At 36.7% G+C, this 16,137-nt stretch carries 17 protein-coding genes, 1 pseudogene and 1 riboswitch; of the genes and pseudogenes, 7 read left to right on the top strand and 11 right to left on the bottom strand.

Annotated elements, in window-relative coordinates; genetic code table 11:
• Positions 1-46: 46 nt before the first annotated feature.
• The 3 genes from ACE1MS_RS13075 to ACE1MS_RS13085 all read right to left on the bottom strand — a co-directional run bounded on the left by ACE1MS_RS13075 (position 47) and on the right by ACE1MS_RS13085 (position 1,022).
• Complete coding sequence (locus ACE1MS_RS13075) at positions 47-412, bottom strand: hypothetical protein (protein WP_031416146.1); 366 nt, start codon at positions 410-412, stop codon at positions 47-49.
• Positions 413-490: 78 nt separating this feature from the next.
• Positions 491-706, bottom strand: coding sequence for a hypothetical protein (locus ACE1MS_RS13080; RefSeq protein ID WP_036163962.1), 216 nt, complete (start codon positions 704-706; stop codon positions 491-493).
• A 154-nt stretch (positions 707-860) separates the two neighbouring features.
• Positions 861-1,022 (bottom strand): hypothetical protein, encoded by a 162-nt coding sequence (locus ACE1MS_RS13085; RefSeq protein ID WP_012294839.1) that lies wholly within the window; start codon positions 1,020-1,022, stop codon positions 861-863.
• A 136-nt stretch (positions 1,023-1,158) separates the two neighbouring features.
• Between ACE1MS_RS13085 and ACE1MS_RS13090 the strand changes: the two genes are divergently transcribed.
• Together ACE1MS_RS13090 and ACE1MS_RS13095 are read left to right on the top strand one after the other, a co-directional pair.
• Positions 1,159-2,109: an SDR family oxidoreductase gene (locus tag ACE1MS_RS13090; protein WP_447402970.1), complete on the top strand. Its 951-nt coding sequence runs from the start codon at positions 1,159-1,161 to the stop codon at positions 2,107-2,109.
• Between the two features lie 631 nt (positions 2,110-2,740).
• Positions 2,741-2,965 carry a hypothetical protein gene (locus ACE1MS_RS13095; RefSeq protein WP_031416148.1) on the top strand — a complete coding sequence of 75 codons (225 nt, stop codon included), beginning with the start codon at positions 2,741-2,743 and terminating at the stop codon, positions 2,963-2,965.
• A 120-nt stretch (positions 2,966-3,085) separates the two neighbouring features.
• Here ACE1MS_RS13095 and ACE1MS_RS13100 read toward each other — a convergent pair.
• Positions 3,086-3,419: pseudogene (locus tag ACE1MS_RS13100) on the bottom strand (transposase); the annotation flags it as partial.
• 312 nt (positions 3,420-3,731) lie between these two features.
• On the opposite strand from ACE1MS_RS13100, the gene ACE1MS_RS13105 reads away from it, so the two are divergent.
• Positions 3,732-3,869: a YjcZ family sporulation protein gene (locus ACE1MS_RS13105; protein WP_080695212.1), complete on the top strand. Its 138-nt coding sequence runs from the start codon at positions 3,732-3,734 to the stop codon at positions 3,867-3,869.
• A 679-nt stretch (positions 3,870-4,548) separates the two neighbouring features.
• Positions 4,549-5,025: a GNAT family N-acetyltransferase gene (locus ACE1MS_RS13110; RefSeq protein ID WP_012294844.1), complete on the top strand. Its 477-nt coding sequence runs from the start codon at positions 4,549-4,551 to the stop codon at positions 5,023-5,025.
• Between the two features lie 106 nt (positions 5,026-5,131).
• Here the strand turns inward: ACE1MS_RS13110 and ACE1MS_RS13115 are convergent, their stop codons facing one another.
• Positions 5,132-5,473 (bottom strand): YolD-like family protein, encoded by a 342-nt coding sequence (locus ACE1MS_RS13115; protein ID WP_031417090.1) that lies wholly within the window; start codon positions 5,471-5,473, stop codon positions 5,132-5,134.
• A 249-nt stretch (positions 5,474-5,722) separates the two neighbouring features.
• Here ACE1MS_RS13115 and ACE1MS_RS13120 point away from each other — a divergent pair, with 249 nt between their 5' ends.
• Positions 5,723-6,421 carry a cupin domain-containing protein gene (locus tag ACE1MS_RS13120; protein ID WP_012294846.1) on the top strand — a complete coding sequence of 233 codons (699 nt, stop codon included), beginning with the start codon at positions 5,723-5,725 and terminating at the stop codon, positions 6,419-6,421.
• Positions 6,422-6,528: 107 nt separating this feature from the next.
• Positions 6,529-7,005: a DUF3231 family protein gene (locus ACE1MS_RS13125; protein ID WP_012294847.1), complete on the top strand. Its 477-nt coding sequence runs from the start codon at positions 6,529-6,531 to the stop codon at positions 7,003-7,005.
• Positions 7,006-7,188: 183 nt separating this feature from the next.
• Here ACE1MS_RS13125 and ACE1MS_RS13130 read toward each other — a convergent pair whose 3' ends face one another.
• From ACE1MS_RS13130 to ACE1MS_RS13155, 6 genes are all read right to left on the bottom strand, one after another.
• Positions 7,189-9,795, bottom strand: coding sequence for a cation-translocating P-type ATPase (locus tag ACE1MS_RS13130; RefSeq protein WP_447402402.1), 2,607 nt, complete (start codon positions 9,793-9,795; stop codon positions 7,189-7,191).
• A 246-nt stretch (positions 9,796-10,041) separates the two neighbouring features.
• A complete protein-coding gene (locus ACE1MS_RS13135; protein ID WP_012294849.1) occupies positions 10,042-10,329 on the bottom strand; it encodes a hypothetical protein in 288 nt (95 codons plus the stop codon).
• A gap of 90 nt (positions 10,330-10,419) precedes the next feature.
• On the bottom strand, positions 10,420-11,610 hold the full coding sequence (locus ACE1MS_RS13140) for an MFS transporter (protein ID WP_031417087.1): 1,191 nt from the start codon (positions 11,608-11,610) through the stop codon (positions 10,420-10,422).
• A gap of 217 nt (positions 11,611-11,827) precedes the next feature.
• Positions 11,828-11,927, bottom strand: a riboswitch (purine riboswitch).
• A gap of 700 nt (positions 11,928-12,627) precedes the next feature.
• Positions 12,628-13,188 (bottom strand): signal peptidase I, encoded by a 561-nt coding sequence (gene lepB / locus ACE1MS_RS13145; RefSeq protein ID WP_031417085.1) that lies wholly within the window; start codon positions 13,186-13,188, stop codon positions 12,628-12,630.
• 161 nt (positions 13,189-13,349) lie between these two features.
• Positions 13,350-13,460 (bottom strand): hypothetical protein, encoded by a 111-nt coding sequence (locus ACE1MS_RS13150; protein WP_031417084.1) that lies wholly within the window; start codon positions 13,458-13,460, stop codon positions 13,350-13,352.
• A gap of 347 nt (positions 13,461-13,807) precedes the next feature.
• Positions 13,808-14,746 (bottom strand): LCP family glycopolymer transferase, encoded by a 939-nt coding sequence (locus tag ACE1MS_RS13155; RefSeq protein WP_012294853.1) that lies wholly within the window; start codon positions 14,744-14,746, stop codon positions 13,808-13,810.
• 303 nt (positions 14,747-15,049) lie between these two features.
• On the opposite strand from ACE1MS_RS13155, the gene ACE1MS_RS13160 reads away from it, so the two are divergent.
• The gene (locus ACE1MS_RS13160; RefSeq protein WP_012294854.1) at positions 15,050-16,135 is read left to right on the top strand and encodes a M24 family metallopeptidase; all 1,086 of its coding nucleotides are present in this window, start codon (positions 15,050-15,052) and stop codon (positions 16,133-16,135) included.
• Positions 16,136-16,137: the final 2 nt, after the last annotated feature.

Raw genomic sequence — 16,137 nt, forward strand, 5'->3', positions numbered from 1 at the left:
CCTTAATGTACATAAAAAGACATTCCTTCAAGGAATGTCTAAGCATTTATCTATAGATATCTAATAAATTTAATAGGTACATTTCAGTTTCATTGATCGAAAGCATTATTTCTTTATGCAGTTGATCCTCCATATTTTCCTCAGAAATAAACTGTAAGTATTTATTTACTTCCAAAAAGAATTTTTCAAACTCTTGTAAGAACTCATCAATTTTTTGATCGCCAGGTGTGACTGATAAATAAATAGTTTTGAATAAATTAAAGTCACTATATGCATTACTTAAAAAATAGATAGCTAATATTTTATCGCTCGTGACATATGATTTTACAAATGTCAGATTTTGTTTTAATTTTTTCAATGAATTTATAAGATTTGTAGTTTGTTTTAGCATATTAGCAGTATTACTATACATCTAATAAACACCTCCAATTTAATAATAAGCAAAAAATCACCAAATTGGAATAATATTCTGCATTTTTCATCCTTTAAATTACAAGATCTGCCATTCGATGATGGCATCTGTCCAAACACCAATGATCAGTAATACAAATACCCAGCCTACAAACTGAATGTAGACTTTTAATACTGGGCTATCTGCAAATCCTCTTGAAAAGGGGCTCACCTTTAAAACATCATGAGGATATTTCAACAATATATATGAAAAACTGCCAAAAATGAACGTTACCCATATAGCGGTCATGAACATGTCCAAGTTTCACTCCTAAACATCAATATTCAACTATCGCATACTTATTATATTTATCCCCCTACTCTCTTGTGCCATCGTTGCTGTAATGCCTGCATCCTCATTTAAAACAAAATAAAATGAGCTCGATCAAAACTTGAGCTCATAGATTCTTTTATCCTAATGGATAATAAGGTTCATAAATTGGATGCCAATAATATGGGGGTCTAACACCAATACTCGGTGTAAACCAGCTGTCATTTACATAATGAATGTTTAATGGATTTACGTTATTTTCTAGTAACCGTGTCACTTCTGGGAAAAATTCAATCTCCATGCTAACAATCCCCCTGCGATTATAGTCGTTTCCTTGCTTTAACATACGAAGGTAATCAATCATAGTATATGTTGAAAAGGAGGGATTGGTTATTAACAATCCAAGTGGCGGGCAAGCTAAAGATAACCAAGATTTAATGGAACAAATTCGTTTTTATCAAAAATGGTTTGAGGACAATAAAAAAGAAGATCCATACCCTCAATATCCTGTCTATGGAAAAATTACGCAATATAAAGAAGTACCCCTTACCCAACCCGAACAAAGGCAGCTTCGTCAACCTGGTCTCGAAAGCTTAATGGTGCCGAAGCCTATCATTGAAAACCCTCATTATAAAGGTAGTGGAAAATTAAAAGGGAAAGTTGCCCTTATTACTGGAGGTGATAGTGGTATGGGTGCAGCTGCTGCGATTGCCTTTGCGAAAGAGGGGGCTGATGTAGCAATTGCTTATTTAGATGAGCAAGAGGACGCTACTCGAACTAAAAATAGAATTGAGGAACTAGGAAAAAAATGTTTACTCCTTCCAGGGGATCTCCGTGAAAAAAAACAATGCGAAGATATTGTTTTTGAAACAATTCATACGCTTGGACGCTTAGATATATTATGTAACCATGTTGGCATTCAGTTTCAACAAAATGACCTGACTGACATTACAGATGAACAATACGATGAAACGTTTAAACTTAATATTTATTCACACTTTTATACGACAAGAGCAGCCCTCCCTTATTTACAAGCTGGTAGCTCCATTATTGGTACCGCTTCAGTTGTAGCTTATGCTGGGGAGCCTTTATTAATCGATTACTCTGCAACAAAAGCAGCTATCGTCGGCTGGACTCGTTCTTTAGCAAAAAGCATTGCTAAAAAGCAGATTCGCGTCAATGCTATTGCCCCTGGTCGTATTTGGACACCACTGATCCCCTCCAGTTTTTCCTCTGACGAAAACGCATTACATGGAGGAAATCTTTTTAACCGAATGGCACAGCCCTTTGAGGTGGCCCCTACATTCGTTTATTTAGCATCGGATGATTCTAGACATGTAACGGGGCAAGTTTTACATGTGGATGGTGGAGAATCCACCCATTCGTAGCTCGGAAAGAAAACTCAGGCAACAATTAATCGTATGCTGAGTTTTTTTAATTTCTCTCTTCAAAGGTTTAAAAAAATATTTTAACAACTTTTCCTCTTTTTTCATTTACTTTTCAATTTATTGACAGTGGTTATGTTCATAACTACGACAACATACATTAATTGCGGGATAGCAACTTTAACATCGCCCCCAAGATGTTTTTGTACAACGCTATCCCACCTTTACAGCGTGTATTTGCTTTTTTAACCCGTTCTCCTCGTTGTTATCCCTTCCGTAGTAAAGAATAGCTCAACATATCTCTACATTCGCCAGTCACACTTGGACATACATATTGTCTTAAATAGCTCTCTTCTTTAAAATTGAATTTGGTTAGTAACTGCTATGTTTTCTTCAGCAACAATGGCTTGTATCCTCACCACCCCTAACGATAGCCATTGCTATGCAAACATCATATATTCCCTCACTACTATCACCTCTCCGTTAACCAATAAATCAATTATTCCCATATCTTATACACTAATTGATACAGGCGTAATTGATAGTCCGCTCTTAAAGTCATCCCTACCTAGGCATTACCCTATGCACCATCGACCATTACATTCATATAATTGTACTGAAGGGAGTGGCAATAGTGCCTTGGCAACATAAAATTTACTATTTAATTGGGCAACCGGTCGGTGTTTCGTTGACGAATGGGCAAGGGACATCTGGTGTTCTTTGTGGCGTTTCAGGTGGGAAGCTTCTTGTTCTTGAATATTTGTATCAAAGCCAATTTGCTTTAAAGCAATATGATTTTCATATGATTCAAGATGTTAATGGTTTTCCGCCTTGTCAAATGCGGCAGCCGTTATATTAAAAGTATGTTTCAGACTGTCGACAAAAGGAATTGAGAAGTTCACACTCGATTCCTTTTGTCATTTTTTTCTTTTTCATTATGTTTAAAAATGGTAATTTGATATCCAATAAAACAGACTCTTCAAGTATAAGAACTCTTTGAAGCCGCCTGCCACGTCCAAGTAGCTAGTTTCTTTAAATTCATGGCAGCAAGTAGTAGGTATCGCCTGCATGGATAATTTTTTCAGACCTCTAGGTTGTCCATCACATTCCATGCTTTTCCTTTGAATCGGCAAAGACATGCTCAATCGTTTCTTTACGCTTGCATAAATTTGTTTGATGTCATAGGAATGGCATAAATGTTCAGCTTCCTCCACATACAGTTCCCCAATATGGCGTTGAATGAGCTTTTTGTGATTCTTACTTTCTGTACATTGGGAAAGGCTTGGACACTTCGCACCATTCAAAGGTTTCGATGTTTCTCAAAAATTTACCTATGTAGATGGGGTACTTTATGTAGAAGTTGATGGGAACGAAGGGCGGTGACTCCAGCGGGAAAGCGGGAAAGACGAAATCTTGGACTGAGCGAAGCGAGGGAAGCAGCTCGACCCCGCCCGTAGTGGAAATCAACGGCTTTACTTTATTTCATTGAGTTTGTCTACAGTCTGAAACATTCGTGTAGGATGTTTGTTTGATGGCACCATTTTAATACTAGTTACTTGGATGATGATCGCTCCTCCATTTGAATCTTATACATACAATAGATAGGGAGAGAGGGGGTGTCCTTTGTGGGATACTGTGGAAATATAGGTAATTTTAATAACTATTGTGGCGGAAATGACGGCAATGGTAACAGTTCAACTTTCGTGCTAATCGTTGTACTATTTATTCTACTTATTATTGTTGGCGCAAGTTTCATTTGCTAATGGTCATCTTAAGGCTTTAGCTTCCGGTCATTTCTAATGATGAAGAAGCTCAAAGCCTTTTTTATTTCCCTCCCTCTCATGATATACCTAATGAGATAAGCAAATTATATTTCTTATGCCATTGAAGATAGATAACTATCTCCAATTGATAACTTAACATAATAATAGTATTGTAAAGTTCTTTCTACTTTACATGACACTCCTTTATTGGTTCTAGGGGTCACTTACATCCAAGTGGCCTCTTTTTGCATCCTTTACTCTATTATAGATTTTATAGAAATATCGTTTTAGTAGAGAGGAGGAAACAAATGGGAATTAATTTAAATTTCTGGTCCTTTATTTTATCTTTAGGTTGCATCTTATTATTTTTTCTGTCCGGTTCCTTAAAAGACTTTTTTGTTACCTATGTCCATCTTCACCCATTGACACTGACATTGTTATTGTCAATCGTATGTTTCTACCTGAGTGTTGTAGGAATGAAAGATGTCAGAAATTTAGCGACCTTGCTGAGAGGTATAGTGACAATGGCTTTAACACTGATTCTAATTGTGAGTGTTTCTTTTATTTTATTTTTTGGTAATTTATAGTGTAAAAGAACTCTGGCTCGCATGATGATTAAACAAGCTCCCTTGACGAACGTTTGTTCTATATATACAATAATAAAAAAGGAGGCTTGTTTATGCAAGACACAATTAACATTGAATTAGTACATTTTTCAGAAGACTATGTAGAGCAGTTAAATGAGTTTGAATTGCCTGCAGAACAGCACCGATTTACTGCCTTACCAAAAGAGATTACAATCGAAAAAGTTGGACAGTACCCTATTGTGATTTTAAGTAATACAATACCTGTTGGTTTTTTCGTACTTCATGCCACTGAAAGAGTACAGGAATATTCTAGTAATCCTCAGGCGATGTTACTTACTGCTTTATCTATGGACCATAAACAGCAAGGAAAGGGTTATGCAAAAAAAGCAATGCTGTTACTGGCTGACTTTGTCAAACATGAATTTAAAGAATTTAACGAAGTAGTGTTAGTGGTAAATCACAAGAACATCGCTGCGCAGAATTTGTATACCAACGTAGGTTTTGAAGATAATGGTGAAAGACGAATGGGACCAATTGGTGAGCAAATAGTGATGCAATTGCACCTATAAGGAGACAGTCACTCATTTGCGATGTTCAAATGAGTGACTTTGTCATCCGCTGGAATCGTACCATTCATACGATGATCTGCACGAATATCATTTACTTGATTTTGCATTAAATACCGTTATTGCCATCCACTTCTATATATGCAGCATAAATATGTTTCAATGCGATATGCTTCGTTGTTGTAATTGTTTCTAGCAGAAGCTCCAACTCGTTCATCCCTTTAATTATGCCACCATATTGTACAAAATTAGCCTCTTCCCAAATAGTTAACATAATATAGTTACGTTGCGATAATGCATGCGTGATGGTTTGCTGTAATTCCTCCAGTTCCCATTCTGCACGTTCCCTTGGCGGTTCTGTCAGTACCTCTTGTTTCCACTTTTTCAAAAGCATTAAATGCTCTGGAAGCATCATCGATGTCCATTTCATGGCTCCTCGATCTTTGATCAAATTGTCTCATCCTTTCTACTATGTTTCGGGGGACGTTTGCGAGAAAACTTCAACATTGAAAGTCATGGCTACTATGCTAAAATTTCCATTCCCCACAAAACAAAACATACGTTCCTTTTAGTATACGCACATACGTTCTTTAATAGCAGTGGTAATTTCATACAATTTCTCTAGCATGTGCTTGCGAGGAGTTCTAGACAAACGCTAGGCATTTGTATAAGTCTATAAACATTTCAATCATAATCTGTGATGATGATGAATATCACAATTTTAGTGAGAAAGGATGTAAGTATTAACACAAATGTCGATTATACATCGCCTTCTGCAGAGTTCACCTTTGATGTCAACAAAAGTACGCTTTTTAAAAAAGATGCACGAAATTACATTAATATTCTTGGTGTTGAGCAATTAAATACGTTAGAAAATACCTCTTTACTGGATATTTTTTTAAGCAAAGATAATGTTATTGAGCCACACTATCACCAAAATGCAGCTGAGCTTGTCTATTGTATTTCTGGTGCAGCAACGGTTTCCCTATTAAATCCCTTTACAAAAAAACTTCAAAACTACCCGATTAAGCCTGGGCAAGTAGCCAATATCCCACAGGGCTGGTGGCATTATGAGATTGCCACAGAAGATAACACCCATTTACTAGCTATTTTTGATGCTCCAACACCAGAGGTTATTTTAGGCTCCGATATATTGAAATTTACACCAGCGAATATAATGGCGCACACCTATTGTTTAGATGAGGAACAATGGAAGAAAACTATTGCACCGATTGTTCCATCTACTTACATTGGACCACCAAAAAGCTGTAATCGTGTAGAATCAGCAACTGATAATTCTTCGTGCAAGCAAAAGAAGCCGAAACCATGCCAATACCCTTATCCATATCCATACCATTACCCTTCCCCACATATGTATCCGTATGGCACGTATTATTAAAATGCCCCTTGTATTAAACTTTTATTGTAAAAGATGAATAGAATGTCATAAACTGTTCCATCCTAATCTTAGATAAATACTAGGAGTTAGGAAGTGTCACAATAACGATGATAAATGACAATCTAGCATCATTACAGTTTAAGGAAATGTTTAGACTTTGGTCGCAGCTCGGTGTCAATCAAAGCTATATTGCCTCAAGCCATGGATTTTTTAATCATACCCGGGATAAAAAATTAAAGATTATGATTTTGGAATTTATTCAATGTTTAAAAGAGGAAAATAAACAGCTGACATTGTTATTAAAGGAAAATGGCGTGCTTGCCCCCACTCCAACTTTGGCATTCAGTAAAATGAAAATAACGGATATCCGTGGAAAATCCATCATTCATGATAGCGAAATTAGTGCCATTATATCTATGAATATTGCTTCCTCTTTAGTTGCTGTAAGCCAAGCATTGGAATTGTCAGTGAAGCAAAAGCACCTTGCCAAATATGGTGAACTCCATATGCGCTATGCTATACTTGGGTCTAAATTGATTGAACTCAGTAAGAATAAAGGCTGGCTACTAGCGCCAGCCCAATAAAAATGGCATGATGGATGATGCTAACCATCCATTACGTTGCACATTATTAAATCAATTTTTAATAGTGTGTTTTTTTTGTACATTTTAAGCTTGTGCATCTCACTTAACATCTCCGATCTCATTAAACAATAGCAAAACCACCTACTCGTTATATGTAGGTGGCTTTGAACTTTCATTTCTCTCCTATCGACTTCTTACAAACAGGAGCTTATACCATTGATTTACGAGGAACGGTAACACGGATAGACTATAAATAAAGCCTAATTGGGCAATTGTTAATGGAGCCACTTCAAAGACCGTTGTTAGCATTGGCATAAACAATACAATATGCAAGCTTAGGACACCGATTAAAAATGCAATCCATGCATATTTATTCGAAAATACACCAATCGTAAAGATCGATTGTTTGGCTCTGGAGTTAAAGCCATGCACTAATCTTGATAAACAAAGTGTTGTAAACGCCATTGTACTTGCCGTTAATGTATCGCCAGTTGATAATCCAATTTGAAAAGCAATGATGGTGGAGATGGCAATTAAAATTCCTTCAAGCACCACCTGTGTCGTAAATGATTTATTTAATAGAGGGGTATGAACATTTCTAGGCTTGTCCTTCATCGTTTTCTTATTATTCGGCTCTAATCCGATTGCGATTGCTGGAAGGCTATCTGTTAATAGGTTAATGAATAATAGATGGACGGGCGCAAAAGGAACTGGTAAGCCAAGGACTGTGGCATACAACACTACAAAAATAGCTCCCGCATTTCCTGATAATAAGAACAAAATGGCATTTTTAATATTTGTATAAATGCTACGACCATTGGCAATAGCCTTGACAATCGTTGAAAAATTATCATCAGTTAAAATCATAGACGAGGCATCTTTTGCTACCTCTGTACCAGTCACTCCCATTGCCACCCCGATATCTGCTTGTTTTAATGCAGGTCCATCATTGACGCCATCCCCCGTCATTGCGACAACATGTCCCTTATCCTGCCACGCCTTGACGATACGGATTTTTTGAGCAGGTGTCACACGGGCATATACAGAGTAATCATCTACTTTTTCCTGTAGCTCTTGATCTGTGAAGCTTTCGAGAGCATGTCCTTCAATGGCTTCATCTGGATTTTTTAATATCCCAATTTGTTGGGCAATCGCTGTGGCCGTAATTTTATGGTCACCCGTAATCATAACTGGCTTAATGCCTGCCTTAATACAATTTTCCACTGCCTCTTTGGACTCTTTTCTTGGAGGGTCCATCATAGCCACTAGGCCGACAAATATTAAATCCTTTTCCACTCTTGTATCAATTGTTTGCTGTGGTAAAACATCTTTATAGGCAATGGCTATCACCCGTAAACCATTCCTCGAAAAATCATGATTGACCGCTTCGATTTTTTGACGATGCTGAGCTGTCATATCAAAAATGCCTGCTGCCGTTTTTATTCTAGTCACTTTAGGTAAGAGAACATCTAATGCCCCTTTGGTAATCAGAACAGGCCGTTTATCTATTTGATTTACAGTACTCATAAGCTTTCGCGCCGAATCAAATGGAATTTCAGCCAGTCTTGGATATTGCTCGCGAATCATCAATTCATCTAAGCCGTACTGCTTCCCTAATTTTACAAGCGCTATTTCTGTCGGATCACCAATTTCCTTCTGATCACGCTCAACAGCATCACTACATAAAAGTGCCTTAACCATCAGCTCTTTTTCCACTGGATTTGTTGGGTTTAGCCAATCATGAGGAATTTTTTTCTGATCGACAAAGACTTCCTGTACAACCATTTTATTTTCTGTTAAAGTACCCGTTTTATCAGAACAAATAACAGATACACTTCCTAAGCTTTCAACCGCATAGAGCTTACGAATAATCGCATTTTCCTTGGCCATCTTCTGTGTGCCGAATGCTAAAACGATTGTAACGATGGAACTCAAAGCCTCAGGAATAGCTGCGACAGCTAGAGATACTGCAAACATAAAGGATTCTACTAAAGCTCGTCCGCGAATAAGGTCAATTGTAAAAATGGCTAAGCAAATGATTGTAATACCTAATGCTAATTTTTCACCAAATTGGTCCAAGCTAATTTGTAAGGGTGTTTTCTTTTCCTTTGCTGTATCGAGTAAATTTGCGATTTTCCCTATTTCAGTCTGCATCCCGATAGCTGTAACCATTACAATCCCTCGTCCATTGGTGACGAAGCTACCTGAATACACCATATTTTTCTTATCTGCAATCGTAACATTGTTTTTTCGAATAGGCTCAGTACTTTTGGCAACGGCAATTGATTCTCCGGTTAGAGAGCTTTCATTGATGTGCAAATTATGACTTTCCAATAGTCTGCCATCCGCATTGATGTAATCGCCAGCCTCCAAAATAAGAAGATCCCCCACCACAATCTCCTCAGAAGGAATTTCCATAAGCTGATTATTCCTCATTACTTTGGCAATAGGTGAGGTTAGTGCCTTCAGATTGTCTAAAGATTGCTCTGCTTTAACATGCTGTACCGTGCCTAAAATAGCATTTAGAAAGACAACAATCATAATGACAATTGTACTTTCTACCTCTCCTAGTAGAAAGGAAACGAAGGCAGCAACTAGTAAAATAATGACTAATAAATCTTTAAATTGGCCCATAAAAACTGCCCATGTACTAATCTTTTTACCTTCCTCTAATACATTATAGCCATAGACTTGTTGTCTTTTTTGAACGTCCCCATCGGACAAGCCTTCTGTGGTGACATTCAATATCTTCATGACTTCAGTAGACGATTGTTGATGATATTCAGTCATAGGGTTCTCCTTCCATTCACAAGATTTAAAGGTGGTATACTATTTTCTGGAAAATAATAGGCACCTTATAATCTCAAACTTCTTAAGTCTGTGTGAAATTCATTAACTACAACAATCTATTCCATAGATAACTAGAGTATGATAATAAACTAGTGAGAAATTAATTTTTAAAGAGAACACTCAAATAGATTCATTTAAACAAAAAAAGCACCGGGAATGGCTTTCCCAATGCTTTTATAAAAGCAGTTATGATTGTATGGGTCTCTCTTTATGGGCCACTAATAAGTAATCCAAGGCACTCATGCGTGTAAGTTTGTGTGTGAACTTAATGGCATCAGCATGAGAGGCAAACGTAAAGTGTTCGAGTTCGTCTGTTGGTATATATTGATCGACTGTTTTTCGTGTCAATTTTCGTACAGATAATGTGTGTGAATCCTCCTCATATAGTATGATAGCACCAACATTTCTATAAAAAGTTTGATCAATCGTTGCGATGACTTTGACATGTTGAAAATCGGTTAAATCTACTTGCATCTATTACCAACCTCCTCTATCCTTACATTCGCTATCAAACCGCTATTGTCCTGCTATAGCAGAATCATTTTTGGATAATTCCACCATTTATTATGAAGGGTGCTGCGCTGACGGATATTCCGCAGAATGCTCTTGTGAGACTGGCGCTCTTTTAATGGAGAAGATAGCACATCCTAAAGCACAGAGAACTAATAGAGTTCCGAAACTTGCTAAATGCATGACAGATCCAGTAAAGGCAAATACGGCACCACCTAGCGCTGAGCCAATGGAAATCCCAATTTGGAGCGCTGCTGTATTTAAGCTTTGCTGTATATCGGATGATTGAGGATCTGCTTGAATTAAATAATTTTGTAATGGTGGTGTTAAAGCCCAACTTAATGCCCCCCATAAAACGGTAAACAGTAAAAAGACCGGTAAGGCAATGACTGTGTAAGGAATACTGAACAGGACAACCGCAAATGTAGAGACGATTAAAATAAGGGCTTTACTTGTCCCGATTTTATCGCTCACCCAGCCACCTACAGCATTACCACTGACAGAGGCAATACCAAAGATTAAGTAACAAATACTAATCCATGAAGCATTCATATCAAAGGCTTCGACTAAAAATGGTGTTAAATATGCGTAGAGCATATAATGACCTGCTAGCATAAACAAAGTCGTTAATTGTGCTGTAAGAATTTTTAAATTCGCCAATGATTTCATTTGCTTCTTCAGTGGTACGACTTCTCCGATTGGCATTTTGTCTAATAACAAAGCTATTAAAACCATTGAGATTGTCGAAAGAATGCTAATGCCTAAAAATACGGCTCTCCAACCGAAAGCTTCCGTAATAAATATCCCCATTGGCACACCGATAACAAGTGCAGAGCTTACGCCCATAAAAACAAGCCCCAGTGCTTTTGCACGATGTCTTGGCTCTACAATTCTCGTTGTAATGGTTAATGATAGCACGATGACCAAGGCTGTACTCATCGCTGTAAAAATTCGTGCAATTAAGACAACGGTGAACGTTGTGCTAAAGAAGGTCATTAAATTACCTAATGTGAAAATAAATAAAGATATAAGAAATAAGCGTTTCCGTTCTATCTTGGCTGTCAAAGATAGTAGGACAGGCGCAGAAATCGCATAAACAAGTGCAAAAATAGTGATTAATTGCCCTGCAGTTGCTAACGAAACGTGCAAATCCTCTGCAATATTGGGTAGGATTCCACCTACGATTAATTCAACTAAACCTACCGCAAAGGTAGTCACTGCAAGAATATAAACTCTCCAATTCATTGTAATCTCCCTTTCGTTACATTTTCATTTTTATAGGAGATTTTTTTAATAGCCTTGATACCTCTACATCATAGGAATCCAAATTTTGCATAGGGACTTGCCACAATAAGCTCCTTTGTAAAATCTATTTCCTATGTCCGAGGCTGCATAAGCCTGATACCGAAGACGTTTCTTTATCAACATCATAGGCTCAATCAAATAAAAAAATCCTGACTACAAAAATGAAACAAAGTTTTGTAGTCAGGATTTTATGGTTCCTGGTAGAGACCCTCAATCCATATTATTGAGGTTATACAGTTCAAATATTTACTTTAGCTATAGTAGCACACCAAAATTTCATTGACAATACTTTTTTTCATAGAATCAGTCTCATAAAAATTTCGATTGCTAGAGAGAAAATTTTGATTTTTTGCTTATATTTTGATGAATTTGACCATACATAATAACATACAATATCTATTTTACGAGGTGATTGTTTGCGAATAGTAGGATTTTTATGCTATTTTTTATTACTATTTTATGGTGTTGAATTAGTAGCAGAAGAGCTCACAATCGAAGAACCCGCTCTCAGTTCTCCTATAAAAAATAATCAACCCCCTATTAAAGAAACCGTTGAAAATTCAATGATATGTGTCTATTATCCTTCTGACAAAATATGTAAAGATGTACTATCAAATAAAGAAAGAGGCCACTATTAAAGTAACCCCTTAGACTGTAGACTAGCCATCGAGACGTTACTCTCAATGGCTTCTGTTTTTTTCTTTTATTTCCATTATTGAGTAAATTACAGCTGAATTCAACATACTCTTTGAGCATAGCTTTTCTCTTCATCTACTTGCCATGTCCAAGTAGTTGTCACTCAATGATTTTTAGGAACTAATGGATTTCGCCTGTAGTGTATAGCAACGGATTACTTTAATTCATGGTAAAAGAAAAAGACTATAGGCAAGCTCAACATTCATTGAGCGTTTGTCTATAGTCTGAGAGACCACTATGAAGTGGCCACTTACTTATTTCTTATTTTGAGCCAACGTGAAAATGCTTAAATGGATAGACGATTAGCTTTGACTCACCATAAACAGCATCCTCTGAAATTAAACCGTAATGGCGACTATCACTACTTTTTAGGCGATTGTCTCCAAGCACAAAATACATGCCCTTTGGCACCTCTTTTTCATTCACTAATTGCTCTAATGTAAAGTTTTCCGTAATGCGTAATTGGTTAGGATCATCTGTTTCACGATTGACGTAATCTTCATTGTAGGCTTTGCCATTCACATACAATACATCATCTTTCATTTCCACCTTATCACCTGGTAAACCGATGACACGTTTAATATATAGCTCATCTTCTACAGGTGATTGGAAAACAATTTGATCGAAACGCTCGATTTTACTTGTTTTACTGACAATTATAATATCTTTATCATGGTAGGTTGGGTACATCGATGCCCCCTGTACTTTAATGGGCGCAAATAAAAATTGCTTACAGCCTAATACGACAATTGCTGTAATAACAATAATTTTGATGTAGGATAGTATTTCTTTTTTAAAGTTTGTTGTTTTTTCCTCTTGCATGTTCATTCCCCGATACTGTTTTTTTAATAGTATAACATTTTCTATACTTCATTGACGAATGAATCACAGAAATTGTTTCATTCGCCATAAAAAATAGACAAGGCTACTAAGTAGCCTTGTCTATTAATATCTAATTGTATCTAATTCTGTTCATTTGACAATTAAGAATGGCTAGATTGTGAAGCAACCTGTTGCTGCTCGTTCAATAAATCTACTGCTAATATGATACCCACTGGTAATGCAAATGCTAACAATATTGTGCCTATAATCATCACAATCACTCCTTTTAACCACTTCTAATGTCAGTATACAACGAATTTTCAGATATTTCAAGAAATATAGATAAATGATTGATGTCAAAAAAAATCATTCAACTAGGCATGCACCCTACATGAATGATTTTTTAATGCACTACATAAACAATTTTAAACATAATACTTGTAGGCCTCTGATAGTTGATCGGACTGGATTTCTTCGCATTTTGCGTTTAGGTACATAGCTTTGCATGCAATGATTAAGAGCTGTATACCTAAGGACCTGGGTCCTCCCATTCATTCATCTCCCTCCCTTCATGGCCAAAAATTTTACATGTATGTTATCACTTGTTGTAAGCAAAAGCTTACTTGCTTTGTAAATGGTTTTTTAGATCGGCTTGTATTTTTTGTAGCTCTTCCTCGTTCGGAATGTAGTACCAAATGCGGTTAATTCTTTCACCATCACCCTTTTCAAACGATAATTGCTCAATATCCTTATCCATTTTCTTATAAATACCTTGAAGCTGAATAAGCTCTTTTACAGAGAAGTTCATGCGAACATTATCACCTAAAACCGTCAGCATATCTGTTGCCTTTAATAAGGTAGACGGAGTTGAAGCCTTTTTCATAACCGCTTCAATAATTTGACGTTGTCGAATTTGACGTCCAAAATCTCCTCGTGGATCCTCATAACGAATACGTGAAAAAATAAGTGCTTCATTACCATCTAATGTAATTTCTCCCTTTGGGTAATGATATTCGTCATAGGTTAAATCCATATCATTATTAATGGTTACGCCACCAAGCGTATCTATAATTTGTAAAAAACCTTCCATATTAATAAACACATAATAATCAATCGGTATATTTAGAAAATTTTCCACCGTATCTACAGCCATTGGAACACCGCCAAAAGCATAGGCATGATTAATTTTATCAACGGTATCATGACCGACAATTTCTGTACGAGTATCACGGGGAATACTAAGCATTTTCATGGTTTGCTTTTCAGGATTCACAGTAATCACAATCATCGTATCTGAACGTCCACTATCATCCTTTCGTTCATCTACACCGAGCATCAGAACCGAGAAAGGTTCTTTTTTAATCACTGTTTTTTCTTCTAGCTGTGCTGCATCTGTTGTTTGTAAAAGTGGTGTATTTATTTTGTTCATAGTTTTTTGGATGGTAAAGTAGGCAGTTCCTATAAAAATTAAAAAAATAGTTAGTAGGCTACCAACAATCCACAGCCATAATTTTTTCTTGCTCTTTTTCTCTTTAGAGCGTTTCATATTTTTTTCCATACGTTAGTCCTCTCTTGCTTAACAATTTTGCCCCTCTTTTTGACGTATTAAGTTGGAAAAAAGTTTATCTAGTCTACTTATATGCATATTGGACGAAAAAAAGACGTACACTAGTATTTACTTTATTTACTCCAATCTATTCCCACATTTGTTATTTCATTTCCTTCTTCATTATATGTTTCGCCATTTTAATAAATTGAAAATTCATTATTGTTGATTTATACTGTTTTTAAGGTACAACGTCTCTATAATAGAAACGATTTACTATAGATTTTATTGCTTACTTTTTTAGGAGGAATCACTATGTTTCAAACAAGAAGAGAGAAGTTAGTTTCCCGTATGCAGCAGGACGTGGATTTAGCTATTTTAGTACCCGGGCCAAACATGCATTATTTTACCGGTCTTCATCTCAAGCAAAGTGAACGTCTAACATTCGCTGTCATAACAGCTCATAATGATTTATATTTTCTTTTGCCACAAGTAGAACTAAATAAAATTGATCCTAGCTATGGTGGTGTTATTTTTTCCTATTCTGATGAGGAAGGGCCCAAACAGGCGATTCAGCAGCTAAAAAAAGAATTGGGACCATTGCAGACCATTGGTGTAGAATTTGACACTATGCATGTGCATGAGCAGAAATCGATTGAAATGCTTACATATGAAAATTTATACGATATTGGTGAGAATATACGCGAATTACGCATGAAAAAAGAACTGCAGGAAATAGCCTTTATGCGACAGGCTGTACAAATTGTTGAGGAAAGTCTTGCAGCTACTTTACCAACGATTCAAGCCGGTGTGACAGAAATGGAAGTCGCAGCCCAATTAGAATATGAAATGAGACGTCGTGGCTCAGAAGGAACACCTTTTGGTACGATCGTTGCTTCAGGCTATCGTGGTGCACTCCCACACGGCAGAGCAAGTACTAAAAAAATTGAGGCGGGCGAATTCATTGTCATTGATTTTGGTGCTATTTATAAGGGCTATGTGGCTGATATGACTAGAACGGTAGCTTTAGGAGATGTATCACCAACGTTACAAAACATTTATAGCCTTGTTAAACAAGCCAATGAAGCAGCCATAGACGCTATTAAACCAGGGATGACTGCCCAAGACCTAGATGGTATTGCAAGAGGAATTATCCGGAATGGTGGTTATGGTGACTATTTCACACATCGACTTGGTCATGGCATTGGTTTAAGCGCACATGAAGAACCTTATTTAATGCAACGTAATTTAATAGTGTTAGAAGAAGGCATGGCATTTACTGTGGAGCCAGGGATCTATCTACCGAATGTTGGTGGAGTTCGTATCGAGGATAACCTACTAGTTACTGACAATAGTTATGAGAATTTAATGACCTTTTCAAAAGAGTTAATCATTTTATAAGG

This window comes from Lysinibacillus sp. fkY74-1 (genome assembly GCF_053165895.1).